The sequence below is a fragment of the Vibrio renipiscarius genome (assembly GCF_000827885.1).
GTDB classification, from domain to species: Bacteria; Pseudomonadota; Gammaproteobacteria; order Enterobacterales; family Vibrionaceae; genus Vibrio; species Vibrio renipiscarius.
The window spans coordinates 710,667-727,110 of sequence record NZ_JTKH01000024.1; the positions used below are offsets into that span (position 1 = coordinate 710,667).

The following is a 16,444-nucleotide window of genomic DNA, read 5'->3' on the forward strand; positions in this document are numbered from 1 at the left end:
TAAATGGACTATCCACTTAAAGGTGCATGTCAGTGCGGGCAAGTTACCTATGAATTACATGAAAAACCATTAATGGTCTTTGCTTGTCACTGTACAGAGTGTCAAAAGTTATCTACTAGCCCATTTAGCATCACAGCAGTTGTCGATGCCGAGAAAATTGAGTTTTCTGGCCAACTGAAAAGTTGGGAGCGTTTAGCTGATAGTGGTAATCGTAATTGCGCGATGTTCTGTCCAAATTGTGGAAACAGAATTTATCATTTCAACCCAGATGCTCCTGAAACAGTAAAGTTAAAGCTAAAACCAATTGATATATCGCTAGCTGATATTTTCGAACCTCAAGCACATGTTTGGGTTAGCGAAAAACTAGATTGGTATCAAATACCAAATAATGTAAAGATCTTTCCTAAGCAGCCGGGCTAGCAGCTAACCAATAAGGATTAAGCGCTGCGTAGCCTGCGTTAAATCCCGGGTGCTGAACAAGCCCGAAGCCTCCTTATTATTAATTCCTACTGACACCTACCCAATTAAAAAAGCCGAGTTGACTCGGCTTTTCTGTGACTAGACTATCGAGCGAGCGTGACGTCTAACTCGTCGATGGCAACGGTTAGTGCTTCAATGCCGAACTTGGCAATCTGCTTTTCATTTTTTGATAGCTCGGTACGAGCAAAGAACAGCTCGCTCTCATCAATGTGCGGTAAGTGCATTAACAGTTCTTTGTACTTTAATAAGCGGTATTGAGACTTATTGATTCGAGCGTAAAACTCATCACTTGAGCCATTCGCCATTTTCTCAATATCGGCGATTAATTTTCCGATAAGGAGTTGCATATTGCGAAATGATTCATCGCATTCTGCATCATAGCGTTCATTATTTTTGTCCATTACTACCAACCGTTCGATGCTAACTGTTTAAAAATCAGAGCATTGTGTGAACTGTTTCATGGAGGGTAAATATGACCTGGTCAACATGGTCTGCTTATTGCGTTAATTAGGTCAAACCTGTCCTTTTTAGGAGCTGACTATGATTGATCCCATTGTGACCGTGTTAACGACTCGACGTAAATCGGCCAACATGACCCGTGCGGAAATGGCTGAAATTGCAGGCATGAGTTTGAAAACCTATCAAAGGATTGAACGAGGAGAATCCGACATGAAGTTGTCGCAGTTTCGCGCCATCATTCGAGCGCTTGATTTAACGGAATTGGATATCGCGTTGGATATTAAAGGCATTCAACCGGCTACCGCATCTGATCTTGTCGCGGCTTGTCGATTGTTAAACCATGATGCTCAGAGATCGTTGATGCGCTTCTTACTCCTGATTGCAAAAAATAAATTTTAGCGATTTGAGCGTATAACGGCGTATTTTCACGCTACCTTTAATAGTCAAGTATCAAAAGAATAGAGAAGGTTAGCTTGGTTATGCATCGACAATGGTGGCTAGCAATAGTGGTTATGTTACCGGTTTTAGTTTGGGCTGAAACCGGTCAGGAAGGCGGGGATGAACCCGCAGGGCAGGCTCTTGTTCAAATCAATATGTCGCTTGAACTCGAGGGTATAGAGCGCTCTATCGATGCCACGAAGCAGTCCCTTGATTCGATCGGCGAAGCGCTTCAGCGCATTTCTCATAGCGATACTCTGACCGATGAGCAAAAAGAGGTGTTGGGCCATACACTCAATAACCTTGATCAACTCACTTTACTTTCACAACAGTCGATGGCGAAATTGCCACAGGCTTTCAATCAAACCAGCGATAAACTGGTGACGACAAGTCAGCATTTTCTTGATGATATCCAACTCAAACTGCTATTGATTGTTGGTGCTATCGCGGTGATTTTGTTGGCGGCTTTGGCCGGATTGTACTGGTTTGTTGTACGCCCTTTACAAGCCACGTTAATTACCGCATCAGGTAATGTCTCTTCGATGGCAAAAGCGATTCAGATTACGGCGCAGGCCTTAGAAAATAGCACCAATAAACAGCAAGAAATTATGCAGAAGTTGGATAAAAACGCGGATTAACGAAGGGGAATCGTTGCGATGTCGTCATTTCTGGTCGTGCTTTATCGATTGAGTTGATGTGCACGAAAGTGCGCTTTGGCCGGTTTGATATTTGAAGGAGATAATCTTTGGGTTTGCTGTAGTGAAAGAGTAGAATGCGTTTTTTTTACCAATACTAGGTGTTCCGTGTCTATTCCTTCTATGGCAGATTCAATCATTGTGCTCGATTTCGAGACCACGGGCCTTTCGCCTCAGCAAGGCGATCGAGCAATTGAAATTGGTGCGGTGAAACTGCATCAAGGTGAAGTGGTTGATCGTTTTCAGCGGTTAATGAATCCAGGCTTTCGTGTGAGTGGTTTTATTGAAGGTTATACCGGTATCACGAACAATATGCTCAGTAGCGCAGCCAGTTGTGCCGAAGTTATGGATGAGTTTGCCGACTTCATTCAAGGCAGCAACCTACTGGCGCACAATGCCTCCTTTGACCAACGTTTTTTGGATGCTGAATTGGCACTGATTCAGCGTGATTATGCGGGTCGTTTCGCTTGCTCTTTATTGGTATCACGCCGTTTGCACCAAGAATCATCTTCACACAAGCTGGGTGATCTGGTGCGTTATCATAATATTGACAATGATGGTGTGTTTCACCGTGCGTTAGCCGATGCCGAAATGACGGCAAGATTATGGGATGTTCAGTTAGCCACATTACGCGATAAATATGGCATTGCGCAGCCGAGTTTTGAGTTGATGACCAAGATCGCGAAAACGCCTAAGGCATCCGTCGATAATCTACTCAAAAAAATCATTCGTTAATTACTCCTCTCTTAACGCATGACTTTCACAATCTAATATTTCGATTTAGTTATTGGCATATGCCAATAACTGGCGATATAGTGTGCTTTTGTTCTTCTAGGGCAGGAGCCACTATGATCTACGCTATCCCTTGTCTTGATAATCTCGTCTCTAACCATTTCTCTCGCGCACCGCAAATCGTGATCTTTGATCAAGCGGCGAACACGCACAAAATCATTACGCTCACCGAGACCCCCTCTCACTGTGGAAAGAAGAAGCAGTGGATGGCATTGATGGCAGAGCAGCGAGTTGATGCCGTTGTCGTACGTTCTATTGGTAAGAAGATGCTGCGCGCTTTGTTTGATCTCAATCTCCTCGTTTTAGCCGCGCCACCCAAAGCGGAGATTAACCAATTGGATTACACCGCACTCATGCCGGTAACGAGCTTGGATTACGGTAAAGATCCGAAAAAATCGACTCGCGGTTGTGGCAGTCAAAAAGCCTGTGGTGGCAAGACAGCTAAGACTGCTGCGGGTACGAAATCGCCGTTGATGAGTTCATTGCAAAAAGGCTTCACCATGATTACAAGGATCGCCAAATGACCTTTTTTTTGACTTTAATTGGCTTCGTTACCGTGGTGGCGTTAATGGCCATAGGTGTGGTTTTTTCTCGCAAGCCGATCGCAGGCAGTTGCGGTGGCCTAGCCAGCATTGAAATTGAACGGGAATGTAATTGTGAAGAAGTGTGCGATGAGCACCGCAAGACGTTATATCAAATTAGCGAGCCTCAGGCGAAAGCGCTGAGAACGCCCTGACATAATAGCGGCTGAGGTTTATTGCTCTTTTTCTGTGGCTAATATCAGGGCGTGGCCGTTGACTAGACAATGCGCCACTTTGCTTCTCGCTCGTTTGACGATGTTACCAAAGGTTTGACGTGAAACCTGCATTTGCGTGGCGGCATCCAGTTGGCTCAAACCGTCTTGGTCTGCCAAGCGAAGTGCTTCAAGTTCTTCGGCGTGCAATTCAATATGTTCCAATTCAGTCATTGGAACACCATTTGGCTTGAAGCAAGAATAAGGTGCACGAGCACAGATTTTGCGTTGTATTTTCGGTCGAGCCATATTGCTTTCCTAGGGTTGTGTTGCCATCACCGAGTAGCACAACACATTGAATTTAACGAGGGTGCATGATACTTCCATCCAACCCCCAATCACACTGTCAATGTGTGGTTTGTTGCCAACCTTTTTTCTCAGAGCACTGCATCGAGTATGAGGCGAGCGGTGATCATAGCGTGCAGGCAATCATTGTCGCAACACAAAAAGTGCAGGGTTATGCGGGTGTGATGCAAGGTGGCCTTGTGACCGCATTGCATGATAGCGCAATGCTGCATTGCTTATTTTACCGTGATGTGATGGCGATGACCGCCAGCTTAGAAGTGCGTTTTCATCATCCTGTACCGCTTGAATGCGAATTGCGTGTGCAAGCGCAGTGGGTGAAGAATAACCGCCGGATCCATTGGTTGAAAAGTGAAATTTGGTGTGATGGCGTCTTGTATTCCTCCGCGAGTAGCCGATTTATGTCTCTTGCTGATCATTAATCTAGACCATCGCCTTTATCATTGCTGTTGGGCATTAAAATTGATTCTTTAGGCTGGTACACTCTTTGTTATTTTCATCAAAATCTGAATGAACAAGGAGTCTCGATGACAACGTCAACCTATCCAATTGCCGGAGTTTATCGCGGAAAAGTCGCCCAATTTCAGGGTATGCAAACAGCCATGAACAAATCATCGGTGACAGGTGAAATCGCTCTGACTTTAACAGGATTAGAGGGCGATGAGTGTTTTGAGACCAAATTTCATGGTGGAGCAGAACGCGCCTTGCATCAATATCCTGCCGAGCATTATGACTATTGGGCGAAGAAATACCGCAGTGACTCAGAGTGGTGTGCGCCAGGGATGGGGGAAAACATCAGCACATTGGGTATGACAGAAGCGGACGTCTGTATTGGTGACCGCTATCAGTGGGGGACGGCGATCATTGAAGTGAGCCAACCGCGCTCACCATGCATGAAGTTGAGTCAGCGTTGGGGTGTCGAAAATTTCGCGGTGGATATGCAAGACATCAGTCGCTGTGGTTGGCTATATCGAGTGATACAAGCGGGCAAAGTGAGTGTTGATCATCCTCTTGTTTTGATTGAGCGAGTAGAAAATCCACTCTCGATCCTTGCCGTTTGTGAGCGTTACTTTGGCGATCCGCTTAATCGTGTTGGATTAGAGGAACTGCTCGCGCAAGATCGCTTATCGAACAACTGGCGAGCCAATGTTGAAAAACGCCTTGTTAGCGGTGACATTGAAAACTGGAATTTTCGTTTGCTTGGCCACGCTTAATGGTGTGTCTAAGCGGCGTTTAAAAAAGACAGTCGCAGCATAAGAAAGCCAGTCATTGAGACTGGCTTTTTGCTTTTAATTCGGGGTTATTTTTGTTGTGTACTGTCGCGCTTAGCTAAAGAGTAAGGGACAAAACTGACGTGGTTTTTGGCAATGGTGTGCGTTTTTTCAATCAAACCATGCAGCAGTTCGGCGGCCATGCGTCCAGACTCGTGAAAGTCATAAACCAGCGAGGTGATTTTTGGGTTGTAGTAAGCGGACATCGCGCCACCACCGACACCACACACACTAATGTCTTGTGGGATGCGATAGCCATTTTCTAATAGATAGTTGATCGCACCGATGGCCATCTTGTCATTCACGGCAAAAATGCTGTCTGGTTTCGTTTGGCTATTTTCAAACATCGTTTGGCAAGCTTGATAACCGCTTTCTACCGAGAAATTCCCCATCGTCATCCACTCAGGATTGACGGCCATAGCATGGTTAGACAGCGCCTCTAAGTAGCCTTGCTTACGCTTTTGACCTACCGATATATCCAATTCAGACACGCCAATAAAGGCGATACGCTGGTGGTTGAGAGCGACTAAATGCGCCATCATATCTTTCGCCGCCGACACCTCATCAAATAATACACTGGGTGAACCATCGGTTGCCGTTTGGCCCATGACGACCAGAGGAACGCGGAGTTTTTTGATTTTTGCTTCGTGCTCAGGGGTAATGGTCGTGGCAATTAAAATGATGCCATCCACCTGCTTTTCCGCGAACAGATCCAAGAACTCGACTTCTTTTTCAATCGAATGATTGGTGTTGCCCAAAATGATGGAATAGCCTTTGTCCGCATAATATTGATCGATACCGGCAATATTTTCGCCCGATGAAGTAGCATTGATTTTTGGCAGAATCACACCAATGGTTTGGCTGCGTTTGGAGTGCAAGGCTTTGGCAAGGGCGTTAGGGCGATAGCCGGTTTCATCTAAGACTTTTTGAATGCGCTTTCTTGCTTCTTCACCCACATAGCCGGAGCTATTAATCACGCGGGACACGCTCGATATCGAAGTTTCTGCTAATTGCGCTATTTCTTTGATGGTTGGCATGTCCCGTGTCCTTTTGTGCTAGGGCGATGTTCCCTAGTAGTCGTATCGAATAAGCTCCTTGATTATACACGACTTAGTGCTCGTCACAGTGGTGTTTGAAACCGGTTGAGAAGGAAATACTCGACCAGAGAACACTTCTTCACCGTTATTGATGAAAATTTCTAGAACAGAGCGATCGAAGAAAATGTGTAACGCTAAGGAATCGGTATTATTCAGCGTACATTCGCGGCTGCCTGTTTGATGGAGGGCATGACTGCGATCGAGTTTGAAAATACCGGTTGATGAATCAAAGCTGATGTCGACATAGTGCTCATCGACTTCGGCTAAACGTAGAGAGAACACGCCTTCAATTTGCTCGACGTTGAGTACCAACTCAAAACAGTTCTCACTACTAAAGGTGAGAGGTTGCGTGGCATTTAAAGGTTGCTCAGGCCACTGTTGTTGGCTTTGACGCAACGATTGATGTTCTTCGACTGGGCGTTGATGCACCTTGCCATCGATAAGATGCAAACTGCGCACGAGCGACAATGCATGAATCCAATTGTGCTCAACCGTTGGTTGATCATCTTCATCAGGAATCCCTAGCCATGCACTGAGTAGACGGCGACCGTCATCGGCGAGTGTGGTTTGTGGGGCATAGAACTCAAATCCGCGATCAAGCGGTTGAAACGCGCCATGGTTGTACTGTGCGCGGGTGCAGTCGAGTTCACCCACAAAGTAACCGTTGTTATGGCGGTTATGGAAGTTCATACCTTGAGGCTTGATGCCTTGCGGGCAGCCAATCAAGACATCTTGACCATCCAGTGGGAACAGATCTGGGCACTCAAACATGTAACCAAAATCCGTCAACCCGTTGATGCCATCTCCTGCGATGGGTGCCATGTACTGCCATTGCTGTGCATCTTCTGATGTGTACAGCAGCACTTGGCCAGTCAACTGCTCCGTTTGTGCGCCGAGCACACAGTACCAGCGGTCATCATGTTGCCAGATCTTAGGGTCACGAAAATGCGCAGTGTAACCTTGTGGCTGGCTGTGGATCACCGGACCAAGCTTTTGGTAGCTCTCAAGCTCGCCATCGACCGCTTTTGCTAAACACTGGGTTGATACGCGTTGGTTGGATTCATCCTTTAAATTACCGGTATAAAACAGGTGTAACTCATCATTGAGAACAAACGCGCTGCCGGAATAGACGCCATTTTTATCGTAGCTTGCATCGGGTGCTAGGGCTGTGGGTTTCAATTGCCAGTGAACTAAATCTTGGCTGGTGCAGTGCGCCCAAAACTTTGAACCATGCTGGCAAGCAAATGGGTGCCATTGAAAGAACAAATGATATTGACCATCAAACTGAATAAAACCGTTGGGATCGTTGAGTAAGCCCTCTGGTGGCGTGATGTGAAACTTAGGGCGCCAATGATCATCAGGCGAGTTAGTCGCTTGATTCAGGATGGTGTTTGCTTGATTTAAAAGTGAATTCATAGGAGTAAAGAGAGCCCATTGCTGAGCTCTCTTGATAGTTATGCTTTTGCTGTTTTAAGAAGAATTTTGGTTACGATCATTGCAGACCCCATACCAATGGCAATCATAGCAATGTACATCATTAGGCCGTTGCCTAAGTATGCAGGGATTGCAGGCAAGTAAGTTACGCCCATGACTGAAGGCGCGATGTGCATCATGGTTGCAAATGCACCCGCAATCGCACCGCCGACCATACCGGCGACAAACACCTTGCTGTTGGTTAGCGTAATACCAAACAGAAGTGGTTCAGTGATGCCGAAGAAACACGGTGCAATGGAAGAGTAGTTAAGTGCTTTTTGCTCTTTGTCTTTCAGTGACATTGTGTACGCAATCGCGGCGCCCGCTTGGCCAGCCATTGAGGCGGTGATCAATGCGTTCAGAGGGTTCACTTTTAGCGTTGATAGGAAGTTCAGTTCCACCACCATTAGGCTGTGATGTAAGCCCGTTACGGTGAGAACTTGTTGGAATGCACCGAAGATTGCGCCACCAATACCAAATGGTAAGTTAACGATCGTTTCAGATGACACCATTACACCGTGTTCAACAACGTTGAAGATAGGACCGATGATCAGCAAGCCTGCCAACATACCAATAGTGATGGTCAAAAAGGGTGTGAAGACTAAGGCAACCACCGATGGCATCCATGATTTGATCCAGCGCTCTAAGCTCGCGCCAAAAATACCGACGATCAGGGCAGGAATGATCGTACCTTGGAAGCCTTGAACTTGGAAAATACCGAATGAAAGACGCTCAGCATCCCCCGACGCGACCGCCCATGCGTTAGGTAACATTGGGGCAATCAGCATCAGACCTAACACCATCCCGACCACTGGCGTGCCGCCAAAGCGTTGGAACGCTGACCATACAACGAGCGCTGGTAAGAAAATGAAGACGGTATCGGTCACGACTTGCGTCATGATCAGAACATCAGGTGAGAAGTTCACCCCCAGTTGTTGAGCAAAACCGCGTAAGCCCATGAAAAGACCCGTCGCAACCAGCACCGGAATCAAAGGAATGAACACGTCAGCAAGTGCGCGTAGGCCTTTTTGGAATGGGCTGAGATTCTCGTAAGCGGCGCCTTTGGTGCTTTCCAGATTGCCATCCACCAGTTTGGTCATCTCAGTATGTACGGCGTTAACTAACCCCGTTCCTAAGATCACTTGGTGTTGGCCTGATTGTAAGAAGTAACCCGCAACCTTGGCCGTTTTCTTGATCGCCTCTGCGTTGACTTTTTCGTCGTCTTTTACCACAACACGTAAGCGTGTCGCGCAATGTTCGAGTGCACGAATATTATCTTTACCACCGAGAGCGTCGAGTAAACTCACTGCTATTTTGTTATTCATTGGTTTCACCCTTAAAATGTGAAAAGGTTTTCATGTTTCATTGTGGTAAGGTTTTCACATGTTTGGAAATTCATCAAGTTTCCAGCATTATTGAAGATCAAAATTATAGATTGCATCACATTCTGTGAAGAGTTGGCTCGTTAAAGAGCCGGTAAATTTGAGCTATTCTTTCGCCATTCAGAGCGGATCCGCCCAATTTTTGGACCAATGCAGCCTGTATTACGAGGTGGCTCACCAGAGTTCGATTGATATTGCAGAAGAGGGCCGTTTTGAGCCACAGAGTGGCGTTGTCGCGGGGGAGGAAGCAGCAAGGAAGCTGCAGCAGGAAGGAAACAACAAGCAACAAGCAAGCGTCTCCATTTAAATCACTATTGGGCTATTCTTGCTTGTTTAAAGGCGTGATAACGCTGGTATACATTGGGTAATCAGATCCACCAGTTCAACTTAGTGGGCTCGCATTCTAGGTTTACACTTGCAGGTTATTCGCCAGTCTTTCACACAAAAATTCTCGCAATGCGTGTAAGGCAGGAGTGAGTTGGCGTTTATCCGTAACCACCATATTGAGTGGAATCAGATCCCCTTGCCAATCATCAAACAACGGCACTAAACGGCCTGCGTTGATATCGGGTTGAGTATCAAGACGGGTTTTATAACCAATCCCTTTACCTGCGATCATCCAACGTCTTACCGCATCGCCATCATTGGCAAAACGGTTGCCAGTGGCGATCACTTCACACACTTCACCATCTTTGCTGAAACGCCATTTAGTGTGGTACTTCACGAGCGTAATAAAGTTAATGCAGTTGTGGTTGACTAACTCGGAAGGGTGAGCGGGCTTGCCATATTTGGCAATATAGTCAGGTGACGCACAAGCAATACGATCGTTGGTTGGGCTGATGGGCAATGCCACCATGTTTGAATCTGGCGGTAGGCCATAACGTATCGACGCATCGATCGGACGAGTATAAAGATCGACCACCGTGTCACACAGCTCTGTTGAAAGAATCAACTTCGGGTGCATATCCAGAAATTCATCCAGTAAAGGCAGAAGAATATTTCGACCTAAATCAGAGGGCATCGCGAGTCGTAAGTGCCCAGTAATTTGGTTAGGGTCATGTTTGACCGATTCAACGCCTGACTCAATTGCTTCAACCGCTTGTTGGCACTTTTCTAACATAAGCTGGCCTTCACTGGTCAGGCGAATGCTGCGCGTTGAGCGAATAAAGAGCACGCAATCAAATTGATTTTCAAGACGCTTGATCGTCGCGCTGACTGCCGCGGGCGTCAGGTTGATGACATTCGCAGCCTGTGTAATGCTGCCTTGTTTAGCGGTTTCAATAAAAACAGAAAAGTCTTGCAGCACTTTCATGGCGATTCCTTAGCGAGCATCTTAATAAATGCACGATTTTAATGGTCACTCTTGATTCTATTGCTTTATGTCATCGAAAAGCAAAGAAACGACATCGGCACGTTGCGCAGACAAACTGCGTTGGCGTCAGTTTAGGGATGATGACGCTTGGCCACTAACGTAAATTTGTAATCGCTCGATTTAAAGTAGTTGCGGCTGTATTCAAAAATGGTGTCATCCACCAAATGGCTACGAGTGCGTTTTTCGATGATCGGCTGGCTAGCATCAATACCCAATAACTCCGCGACATCGAGCGGTGGCAATACCGGAATGATTTCCTGCTCACTGCGATCAATCTTCATGCCTTTTTGATTTTCGATAAATTCGTATTTAGAGCCTTGCATCACTTGATAAGACAAATCAGGGAAAAGTGAAATAGGCAGCCAAGTCTCTTCTACTGTGATCGGATTATCATCAACATATCGAACTCGCTTGACGTAAAAAATCTTATCGCCTTCAGCAATATCCAGATTTTCAGCCATGGTTAATGATGCGCTGCTGACTTCAAAGACAAGCACTTCACTGCGTGTGACGGAATCAAGGTGAGACCATTTTTCTGCAAAGCTACTTTGTTGGTAAATATCGTAATTTACTTTGCTTTCTTTGACGTAAGTTCCACTGCCTTGCTTGCTTTCAAGTTCATGATTTTCAACTAAAAGCTTAATAGCTTGACGCACGGTGACTCGGCTGACAGAGAACTCCTCACGCAATTGTGCTTCGGTGGGTAATGCTTCGCCTACCTTATAATCACCAGAGCTTATTTTTGCGCGAATGGCATCCGCAATTTGTCGGTACATCGGCAATCTTGTCATGGTTTTCTCTTCTTCATGATGATGGCGTTCATCTGTTTTTTTGGTTTTGTTGAAGCGGCGGTTACGATGATTGAGCTCACGCAGCCTTAAAAACAATGTAAAGATGATCGTGGTAAATATACGATGATATTGTTCATCGTATGATACGAGTTCGATTCAATATGACAAGTAGTTGTTTGGTCTATTTTTGAAATAAAACAATACAACAATAATACATTTATTGATTCAAATGCGATCTGCGTCGCGGTTTATTTGTATTTAATAGGTATTATTTGTCTCGTTGTTGTACCGACAATGATGAATAATGGACAATGGGACAAACGTTATGAACCTTACCTCTCTAACCCACCCATCGCTGATTAACCTCCAAACGACATTTAATAGTCGTGACGAAGCGATTCGTGCTCTTGCTGATCAATTAGAACAACAAGGCAAGCTGCATGATAAAGAAGAATATCTACAGGCGGTATTTGCTCGTGAAGAGCAAGGACCGACTGCACTAGGTGAAGGCCTTGCGGTACCGCATGGCAAGACGGATGCAGTAAAAGAAGCGGCATTTGCGATTGCAACGCTGAAAGAAGACATGAAATGGCAAGGCTTGGATGAAGAAGAAGATGTGAATCTGATCTTCTTGATCGCCATTCCAAATGCAGAAGCCGGTTCTACGCATATGCAGCTACTGACTGAGCTGACGACGACGCTTGTTGATGATGACGTGCGTGAAGCCGTATTGAAAGCGACGACAACCGATGAGTTGTTAGCACTATTCAATAAGCAAGATGAACCAGAAGAGAAACAAGACAACTTTGATACAAATGCGCCAACCGTGGTTTGTGTGACCGCGTGTCCTGCGGGCATTGCGCATACATATATGGCCGCTGAATACCTTGAAAAAGCAGGTAAAAAACTGGGCATTAATGTTCATGTTGAAAAGCAGGGCGCAAATGGTATTGAAGATCGCCTAACGGCTGAGTTGTTAAACAAAGCGGATGCGTGTGTGTTTGCCGCTGAAGTTGCGATTAAAGAGCTAGAACGTTTTAACGGTATTCCACGTGTTGAAGTGCCCGTTGCTGAGCCAATTCGACATGCTGAGCGCATTTTGAATGAAGCGCTGGAAGCGGCAAAAAATGGTTCAGGTGCCGATCGCGCGGTTGCAACCGACGCACCAAAGAAACGAAATTCTTGGAAAACTGACGTAAAGCAAGCGCTACTGTCGGGTATTTCGTTTGCTGTCCCACTGATCGTTGCTGGCGGTACAATGCTCGCGATCGCGGTACTCCTTTCTCGTATCAACCCAGAAATGTTGGCGCTTTACAATGAAGCCGGCACTTGGTTGAACATGTACCGTAAGCTTGGTGGTGGTCTACTGGGCGTCATCATGGTGCCTGTACTGGCGGCTTACACAGCTTACTCATTGGCGGATAAACCGGCATTAGCACCCGGTTTTGCCGCCGGTCTTGCGGCCAATTTGATTGGTGCGGGCTTCCTTGGTGGTGTCGCAGGTGGTTTGCTTGCGGGTTACTTCATGCGTTGGGTGAAAGAAAACATTCGCGTAAGCCCATCATTTAATGGCTTCTTAACGTTCTATCTTTACCCAGTACTTGGCACTTTGGTTGTGGGTTCATTGATGTTGTTTGTCGTGGGTAAACCGGTCGCATGGTTGAACCAAGGTCTGACGGACTTCCTAAATGGTCTCTCTGGCACCAATGCCATCATCCTAGGGGCGGTAATCGGTTTGTTTGTTTCATCTGACCTTGGTGGTCCGATCAACAAAGCGGCGTACTTGTTCTGTGTGGGTGCGATGGCGAACGGTAACTTTGCGCCTTATGCCATCTTTGCTTCTGTGAAAATGGTCTCCGCCTTCACGGTGACTTTCGCAACAATGATTCGACCTCGTCTCTTTAAAGATTTTGAAATCGAAACCGGTAAATCAACATGGCTACTTGGCCTTGCGGGTATCACCGAAGGTGCGATTCCAATGGCGATTGAAGATCCAGTGCGAGTGATTGGTTCATTCCTAGTCGGTTCAGCGGTGTGTGGTGCCATTGTTGGTGCTGCGGGTATCGGTCTACAAGCGCCGGGCGCAGGTATCGTATCGCTATTCTTGTTGGATTACAGCGCTGAAATGGGTGCATTCGGTGCCGGTGCAATCTGGCTTGGTGCGGCATTAATCGGTACGGCAATCTCTACGACGATGCTGCTTGCATGGCGAGCGCACGCAGTAAAAAAGGGCAAATTTGACGTCCAGGTTGCGACAGCGAACTAAGGCTTAAAGCGCAGGGCACAGTACGCTGTGTCCTCGCCTTTCGCTTGGCTGCTCTCGGAGCAGCAACAGATTTATAAATTAGTACTATCAATCCCCAATTTGAATTTCGAGCCTCTTTGCTCATTAGCCCAATGGCTTGATCAGCGAATCGCTCAATAGGTAAACAGTTATGACTACATCACGCGTTCATATTACTCCACACATGCACTGGGATCGTGAATGGTATTTCACTACTGAAGAGTCACGCATTCTTCTAATCAATAACATGGAAGAAATCATGCAGCGTCTAGAAAATGACCCTGCATACAAATACTACGTTCTAGATGGCCAAACCGCGGTATTGGAAGACTACTTTGCCATCAAGCCAGAAAACAAAGAACGTGTGAAAGCGTTGGTACAATCGGGCAAGTTGATTGTTGGTCCTTGGTACTCACAAACGGATACGATGCAAGTATCGGGTGAGTCGATTGTGCGTAACATGCTTTATGGTATTCGTGACTGCCTAGAATTGGGCGAAGCGATGAAAATCGGTTACTTGCCAGATTCATTCTCAATGAGCTCGCAACTGCCGATGATTTATAACGGTTTTGGCATTGATCGTGCGATGTTCTGGCGCGGCTGTTCTGAGCGTCACGGCACGGACAAAACGGAATTTATTTGGCAATCAAACGACGGCAGTGAAGTGACTGCGCAAGTATTACCACTAGGTTATGCAATTGGTAAGTACTTACCGCAAGATGAAAAAGGCCTGCGTGATCGTTTAGACAAATACTTCCCAGTGCTAGAAAAACCATCGGTAACAAAAGATATCTTGCTACCGAATGGCCACGATCAAATGCCAATTCAAAATGACATCTTTGAAGTTATGGACACCCTTCGTGAAATCTACCCAGATCGCGAATTTGTGATGAGTCGCTACGAAGAAGTGTTTGAGCGTATTGAAGCGATGCGTGATCAATTAGACACGGTGAAAGGCGAGTTCAACGACGGTAAATACATGCGTGTTCACCGCACTATCTCTTCAACGCGTATGGACATCAAACTGATCCACGCAGAAGTAGAAAACAAGATTGTTAACATTCTTGAGCCACTGGCGTCTATCGCTTGGAGCCTAGGTTTTGAATACCACCATGGTCTCATCGAGAAAATGTGGAAAGAGAGCATGAAGAACCACGCTCATGACTCGATTGGTTGCTGCTGTTCAGACAAAGTACACGCAGAAATCCTCAACCGCTACATCCTTGCCGATGACATGGCGACCAACCTAATCAACTTCTACAAACGTAAGATTGTTGACCACATGCCAGCACGTGAAGGTTGTGACAAGCTAGCGCTATTTAACCTGTCGCCATACGCTCGTGAAGAAGTGATCAACACGACGATCACTATCCGTGCAAACGACTTTAATCTATTTGATGATAACGGCAACGCGATTGAATACTTCATTCAAGACCAACGTGTGATTGACCCAGGTAAAATCGACCGTCAAATCGTGCACTACGGTAACTATGACCCATTCATCGAATACGATATTCAAATTAAGCACACTGTACCTGCAATGGGCTTTACTACGCTGCACATTGAAGCCAACAGCAAAGGCAAACAAAAAATCGCTGAGCAAGGCGAGCACGTTCTAGAGAACGACTTCTACCGTATCAATGTGAATACCAACGGTACGCTAACGATTTTTGATAAAGAAACACAGCATACTTACGACCAAGCCCTGCGCATCGAAGACGGTTCAGACGATGGCGATGAGTACGATTACTCACCATCACGTCAAGAATGGTTACTGTACTCAGACGAATTTGCTGCGCAAACCGAGATCAAGCACGAAGGCTTCCAATCGGTTGCAAACATCAAACTACGCATGGCGGTACCAGCGAACCTGCAAGAGCGTGAAGAGCGCACAGGTCAAAATGGTTTCTTAGATGTCGATTGCCAAGTGGTTCTGAAACAAGGCCGCCGTCGCATTGAAGTGCGTATGGAGCTAGACAACCAAGCGGATGACCACCGTGTTCGCGTACTTATCCCAACACCATTCGTTTCAGAAACCGTGGTTGCGGATAACCAATTTGGTTTGATTACTCGCCCAACCAACGATCCAGCAATGGCAGTGTGGGAGCAAGAGGGCTGGAAAGAAGCGCCAGTGCCGGTTTACCAGTTGATGAACTTTGCTGCGGTTGAAAACGCAGCTGGTGGCATGGCATTGATGACGAACGGTCTGCGTGAGTTTGAGATTATCTCGAGCAAAGATAACGAACAACGTGACACGTTTGCCCTAACGCTACTGCGTGGTGTCGGCACACTAGGTAAAGAAGAGCTGCTGCTGCGTCCGGGCCGTCCTTCAGGGATTAAGATCCCAACACCAGATTCGCAAACTCGCGGCAAGATTGTTTGCCAGTTTAGCTTGTTCGGTTACCAAGGTGATCACATCAGCGCGAACGTGATGGCGGAAGCACGTGACAATGTCACGCCAATTCAGTGTTACAACAAGATCCCATACAACGCGATGAAGCTGAATGTGGGTGAGCAAAACAAACCACTGACTTACAGCTTGCTAGAAAAAGAGCAACGCGGCGCGGTTCTGAGTGTGTTGAAGAAAGCGGAAGACGAGCAAGGCTTAGTGATTCGCGTCTACAACCCGGCGGAAAGCGGCGATGTTGAAGATGCGGTGCGCTTCACTCAAGCGACAACGTCATGGCAGCAAGTGAGCCTTGATGAGAACCCAATCGCGGAGGCACAAGCCGATACCCGCTTTGGTGTGCTTAAACCTTGCCAGGCGAAATCTTTCCTAGTGAAGTTCTAAGCCTAAAATTAACTCCGCACATT

The 16,444-nt window shown here is 46.4% G+C and carries 18 protein-coding genes; 11 read left to right on the forward strand and 7 right to left on the reverse strand.

Annotation, left to right across the window (positions count from 1 at the left end; translation table 11 throughout):
* Window positions 1-3: 3 nt before the first annotated feature.
* Window positions 4-420, forward strand: coding sequence for a GFA family protein (locus OJ16_RS16810; RefSeq protein ID WP_040992387.1), 417 nt, complete (start codon window positions 4-6; stop codon window positions 418-420).
* 143 nt (window positions 421-563) lie between these two features.
* On the opposite strand, the gene OJ16_RS16815 is transcribed toward OJ16_RS16810, so the two are convergent.
* Window positions 564-881 carry a hypothetical protein gene (locus OJ16_RS16815; RefSeq protein WP_040992388.1) on the reverse strand — a complete coding sequence of 106 codons (318 nt, stop codon included), beginning with the start codon at window positions 879-881 and terminating at the stop codon, window positions 564-566.
* A gap of 139 nt (window positions 882-1,020) precedes the next feature.
* Here OJ16_RS16815 and OJ16_RS16820 point away from each other — a divergent pair, with 139 nt between their 5' ends.
* From OJ16_RS16820 to nqrM, 5 genes are all read left to right on the forward strand, one after another.
* Window positions 1,021-1,338, forward strand: a complete 318-nt coding sequence (locus OJ16_RS16820) for a helix-turn-helix domain-containing protein (RefSeq protein ID WP_040992389.1) — start codon at window positions 1,021-1,023, stop codon at window positions 1,336-1,338.
* An 80-nt stretch (window positions 1,339-1,418) separates the two neighbouring features.
* Window positions 1,419-2,015, forward strand: a complete 597-nt coding sequence (locus OJ16_RS16825; protein WP_040992390.1) for a hypothetical protein — start codon at window positions 1,419-1,421, stop codon at window positions 2,013-2,015.
* Between the two features lie 180 nt (window positions 2,016-2,195).
* Window positions 2,196-2,807, forward strand: coding sequence for a 3'-5' exonuclease (locus OJ16_RS16830; protein ID WP_040992391.1), 612 nt, complete (start codon window positions 2,196-2,198; stop codon window positions 2,805-2,807).
* A gap of 113 nt (window positions 2,808-2,920) precedes the next feature.
* Complete coding sequence (locus OJ16_RS16835) at window positions 2,921-3,388, forward strand: NifB/NifX family molybdenum-iron cluster-binding protein (RefSeq protein WP_040992392.1); 468 nt, start codon at window positions 2,921-2,923, stop codon at window positions 3,386-3,388.
* Entirely contained in the window at window positions 3,385-3,600 is a 216-nt protein-coding gene (nqrM, locus tag OJ16_RS16840) for a (Na+)-NQR maturation NqrM (RefSeq protein WP_040992393.1), read from the forward strand. Before OJ16_RS16835 ends, nqrM begins: the two co-directional genes overlap by 4 nt.
* Before the next feature lie 18 nt (window positions 3,601-3,618).
* On the opposite strand, the gene OJ16_RS16845 is transcribed toward nqrM, so the two are convergent.
* Window positions 3,619-3,906, reverse strand: a complete 288-nt coding sequence (locus OJ16_RS16845) for a DUF134 domain-containing protein (protein ID WP_040992394.1) — start codon at window positions 3,904-3,906, stop codon at window positions 3,619-3,621.
* Between the two features lie 65 nt (window positions 3,907-3,971).
* On the opposite strand from OJ16_RS16845, the gene OJ16_RS16850 reads away from it, so the two are divergent.
* Window positions 3,972-4,382, forward strand: a complete 411-nt coding sequence (locus OJ16_RS16850) for a PaaI family thioesterase (RefSeq protein ID WP_040992395.1) — start codon at window positions 3,972-3,974, stop codon at window positions 4,380-4,382.
* Between the two features lie 105 nt (window positions 4,383-4,487).
* Window positions 4,488-5,174: an MOSC domain-containing protein gene (locus OJ16_RS16855; protein ID WP_040992396.1), complete on the forward strand. Its 687-nt coding sequence runs from the start codon at window positions 4,488-4,490 to the stop codon at window positions 5,172-5,174.
* Window positions 5,175-5,260: 86 nt separating this feature from the next.
* On the opposite strand, the gene OJ16_RS16860 is transcribed toward OJ16_RS16855, so the two are convergent.
* Genes OJ16_RS16860 through OJ16_RS16870 form a run of 3 tightly spaced genes read right to left on the reverse strand, consistent with a single transcriptional unit; the run spans window position 5,261 to window position 9,126 of the window.
* Window positions 5,261-6,268, reverse strand: a complete 1,008-nt coding sequence (locus OJ16_RS16860; protein WP_040992397.1) for a LacI family DNA-binding transcriptional regulator — start codon at window positions 6,266-6,268, stop codon at window positions 5,261-5,263.
* Between the two features lie 33 nt (window positions 6,269-6,301).
* The gene (locus OJ16_RS16865) at window positions 6,302-7,744 is read right to left on the reverse strand and encodes a glycoside hydrolase family 32 protein (protein ID WP_040992398.1); all 1,443 of its coding nucleotides are present in this window, start codon (window positions 7,742-7,744) and stop codon (window positions 6,302-6,304) included.
* Window positions 7,745-7,782: 38 nt separating this feature from the next.
* A complete protein-coding gene (locus OJ16_RS16870) occupies window positions 7,783-9,126 on the reverse strand; it encodes a PTS transporter subunit EIIC (protein WP_040992399.1) in 1,344 nt (447 codons plus the stop codon).
* A 226-nt stretch (window positions 9,127-9,352) separates the two neighbouring features.
* Here OJ16_RS16870 and OJ16_RS20080 point away from each other — a divergent pair, with 226 nt between their 5' ends.
* Window positions 9,353-9,490, forward strand: a complete 138-nt coding sequence (locus tag OJ16_RS20080; RefSeq protein WP_160289872.1) for a hypothetical protein — start codon at window positions 9,353-9,355, stop codon at window positions 9,488-9,490.
* 102 nt (window positions 9,491-9,592) lie between these two features.
* Here OJ16_RS20080 and OJ16_RS16880 read toward each other — a convergent pair whose 3' ends face one another.
* Together OJ16_RS16880 and OJ16_RS16885 are read right to left on the reverse strand one after the other, a co-directional pair.
* A complete protein-coding gene (locus OJ16_RS16880) occupies window positions 9,593-10,495 on the reverse strand; it encodes a LysR family transcriptional regulator (RefSeq protein ID WP_040992401.1) in 903 nt (300 codons plus the stop codon).
* Between the two features lie 131 nt (window positions 10,496-10,626).
* Window positions 10,627-11,346 (reverse strand): GntR family transcriptional regulator, encoded by a 720-nt coding sequence (locus OJ16_RS16885; protein WP_040992749.1) that lies wholly within the window; start codon window positions 11,344-11,346, stop codon window positions 10,627-10,629.
* 325 nt (window positions 11,347-11,671) lie between these two features.
* On the opposite strand from OJ16_RS16885, the gene mngA reads away from it, so the two are divergent.
* Together mngA and mngB are read left to right on the forward strand one after the other, a co-directional pair.
* Complete coding sequence (gene mngA, locus OJ16_RS16890; RefSeq protein WP_040992750.1) at window positions 11,672-13,612, forward strand: PTS 2-O-a-mannosyl-D-glycerate transporter subunit IIABC; 1,941 nt, start codon at window positions 11,672-11,674, stop codon at window positions 13,610-13,612.
* 169 nt (window positions 13,613-13,781) lie between these two features.
* Complete coding sequence (gene mngB / locus OJ16_RS16895) at window positions 13,782-16,421, forward strand: mannosylglycerate hydrolase (RefSeq protein ID WP_040992402.1); 2,640 nt, start codon at window positions 13,782-13,784, stop codon at window positions 16,419-16,421.
* Window positions 16,422-16,444: the final 23 nt, after the last annotated feature.

What these genes read in the sequence shown, in the direction of transcription:
- OJ16_RS16860 (WP_040992397.1), bottom strand. Translation starts at nt 6,268, where the DNA reads ATGCCAACCATCAAAGAAATAGCGCAATTAGCAGAAACTTCGATATCG.
- OJ16_RS16850 (WP_040992395.1), top strand. Translation starts at nt 3,972, where the DNA reads ATGATACTTCCATCCAACCCCCAATCACACTGTCAATGTGTGGTTTGT.
- nqrM (WP_040992393.1), top strand. Translation starts at nt 3,385, where the DNA reads ATGACCTTTTTTTTGACTTTAATTGGCTTCGTTACCGTGGTGGCGTTA.
- OJ16_RS16825 (WP_040992390.1), top strand. Translation starts at nt 1,419, where the DNA reads ATGCATCGACAATGGTGGCTAGCAATAGTGGTTATGTTACCGGTTTTA.
- OJ16_RS16820 (WP_040992389.1), top strand. Translation starts at nt 1,021, where the DNA reads ATGATTGATCCCATTGTGACCGTGTTAACGACTCGACGTAAATCGGCC.
- OJ16_RS16810 (WP_040992387.1), top strand. Translation starts at nt 4, where the DNA reads ATGGACTATCCACTTAAAGGTGCATGTCAGTGCGGGCAAGTTACCTAT.
- mngB (WP_040992402.1), top strand. Translation starts at nt 13,782, where the DNA reads ATGACTACATCACGCGTTCATATTACTCCACACATGCACTGGGATCGT.
- OJ16_RS16865 (WP_040992398.1), bottom strand. Translation starts at nt 7,744, where the DNA reads ATGAATTCACTTTTAAATCAAGCAAACACCATCCTGAATCAAGCGACT.
- OJ16_RS16845 (WP_040992394.1), bottom strand. Translation starts at nt 3,906, where the DNA reads ATGGCTCGACCGAAAATACAACGCAAAATCTGTGCTCGTGCACCTTAT.
- OJ16_RS16870 (WP_040992399.1), bottom strand. Translation starts at nt 9,126, where the DNA reads ATGAATAACAAAATAGCAGTGAGTTTACTCGACGCTCTCGGTGGTAAA.
- OJ16_RS16830 (WP_040992391.1), top strand. Translation starts at nt 2,196, where the DNA reads ATGGCAGATTCAATCATTGTGCTCGATTTCGAGACCACGGGCCTTTCG.
- OJ16_RS16880 (WP_040992401.1), bottom strand. Translation starts at nt 10,495, where the DNA reads ATGAAAGTGCTGCAAGACTTTTCTGTTTTTATTGAAACCGCTAAACAA.
- OJ16_RS16815 (WP_040992388.1), bottom strand. Translation starts at nt 881, where the DNA reads ATGGACAAAAATAATGAACGCTATGATGCAGAATGCGATGAATCATTT.
- mngA (WP_040992750.1), top strand. Translation starts at nt 11,672, where the DNA reads ATGAACCTTACCTCTCTAACCCACCCATCGCTGATTAACCTCCAAACG.
- OJ16_RS16835 (WP_040992392.1), top strand. Translation starts at nt 2,921, where the DNA reads ATGATCTACGCTATCCCTTGTCTTGATAATCTCGTCTCTAACCATTTC.
- OJ16_RS16885 (WP_040992749.1), bottom strand. Translation starts at nt 11,346, where the DNA reads ATGACAAGATTGCCGATGTACCGACAAATTGCGGATGCCATTCGCGCA.
- OJ16_RS16855 (WP_040992396.1), top strand. Translation starts at nt 4,488, where the DNA reads ATGACAACGTCAACCTATCCAATTGCCGGAGTTTATCGCGGAAAAGTC.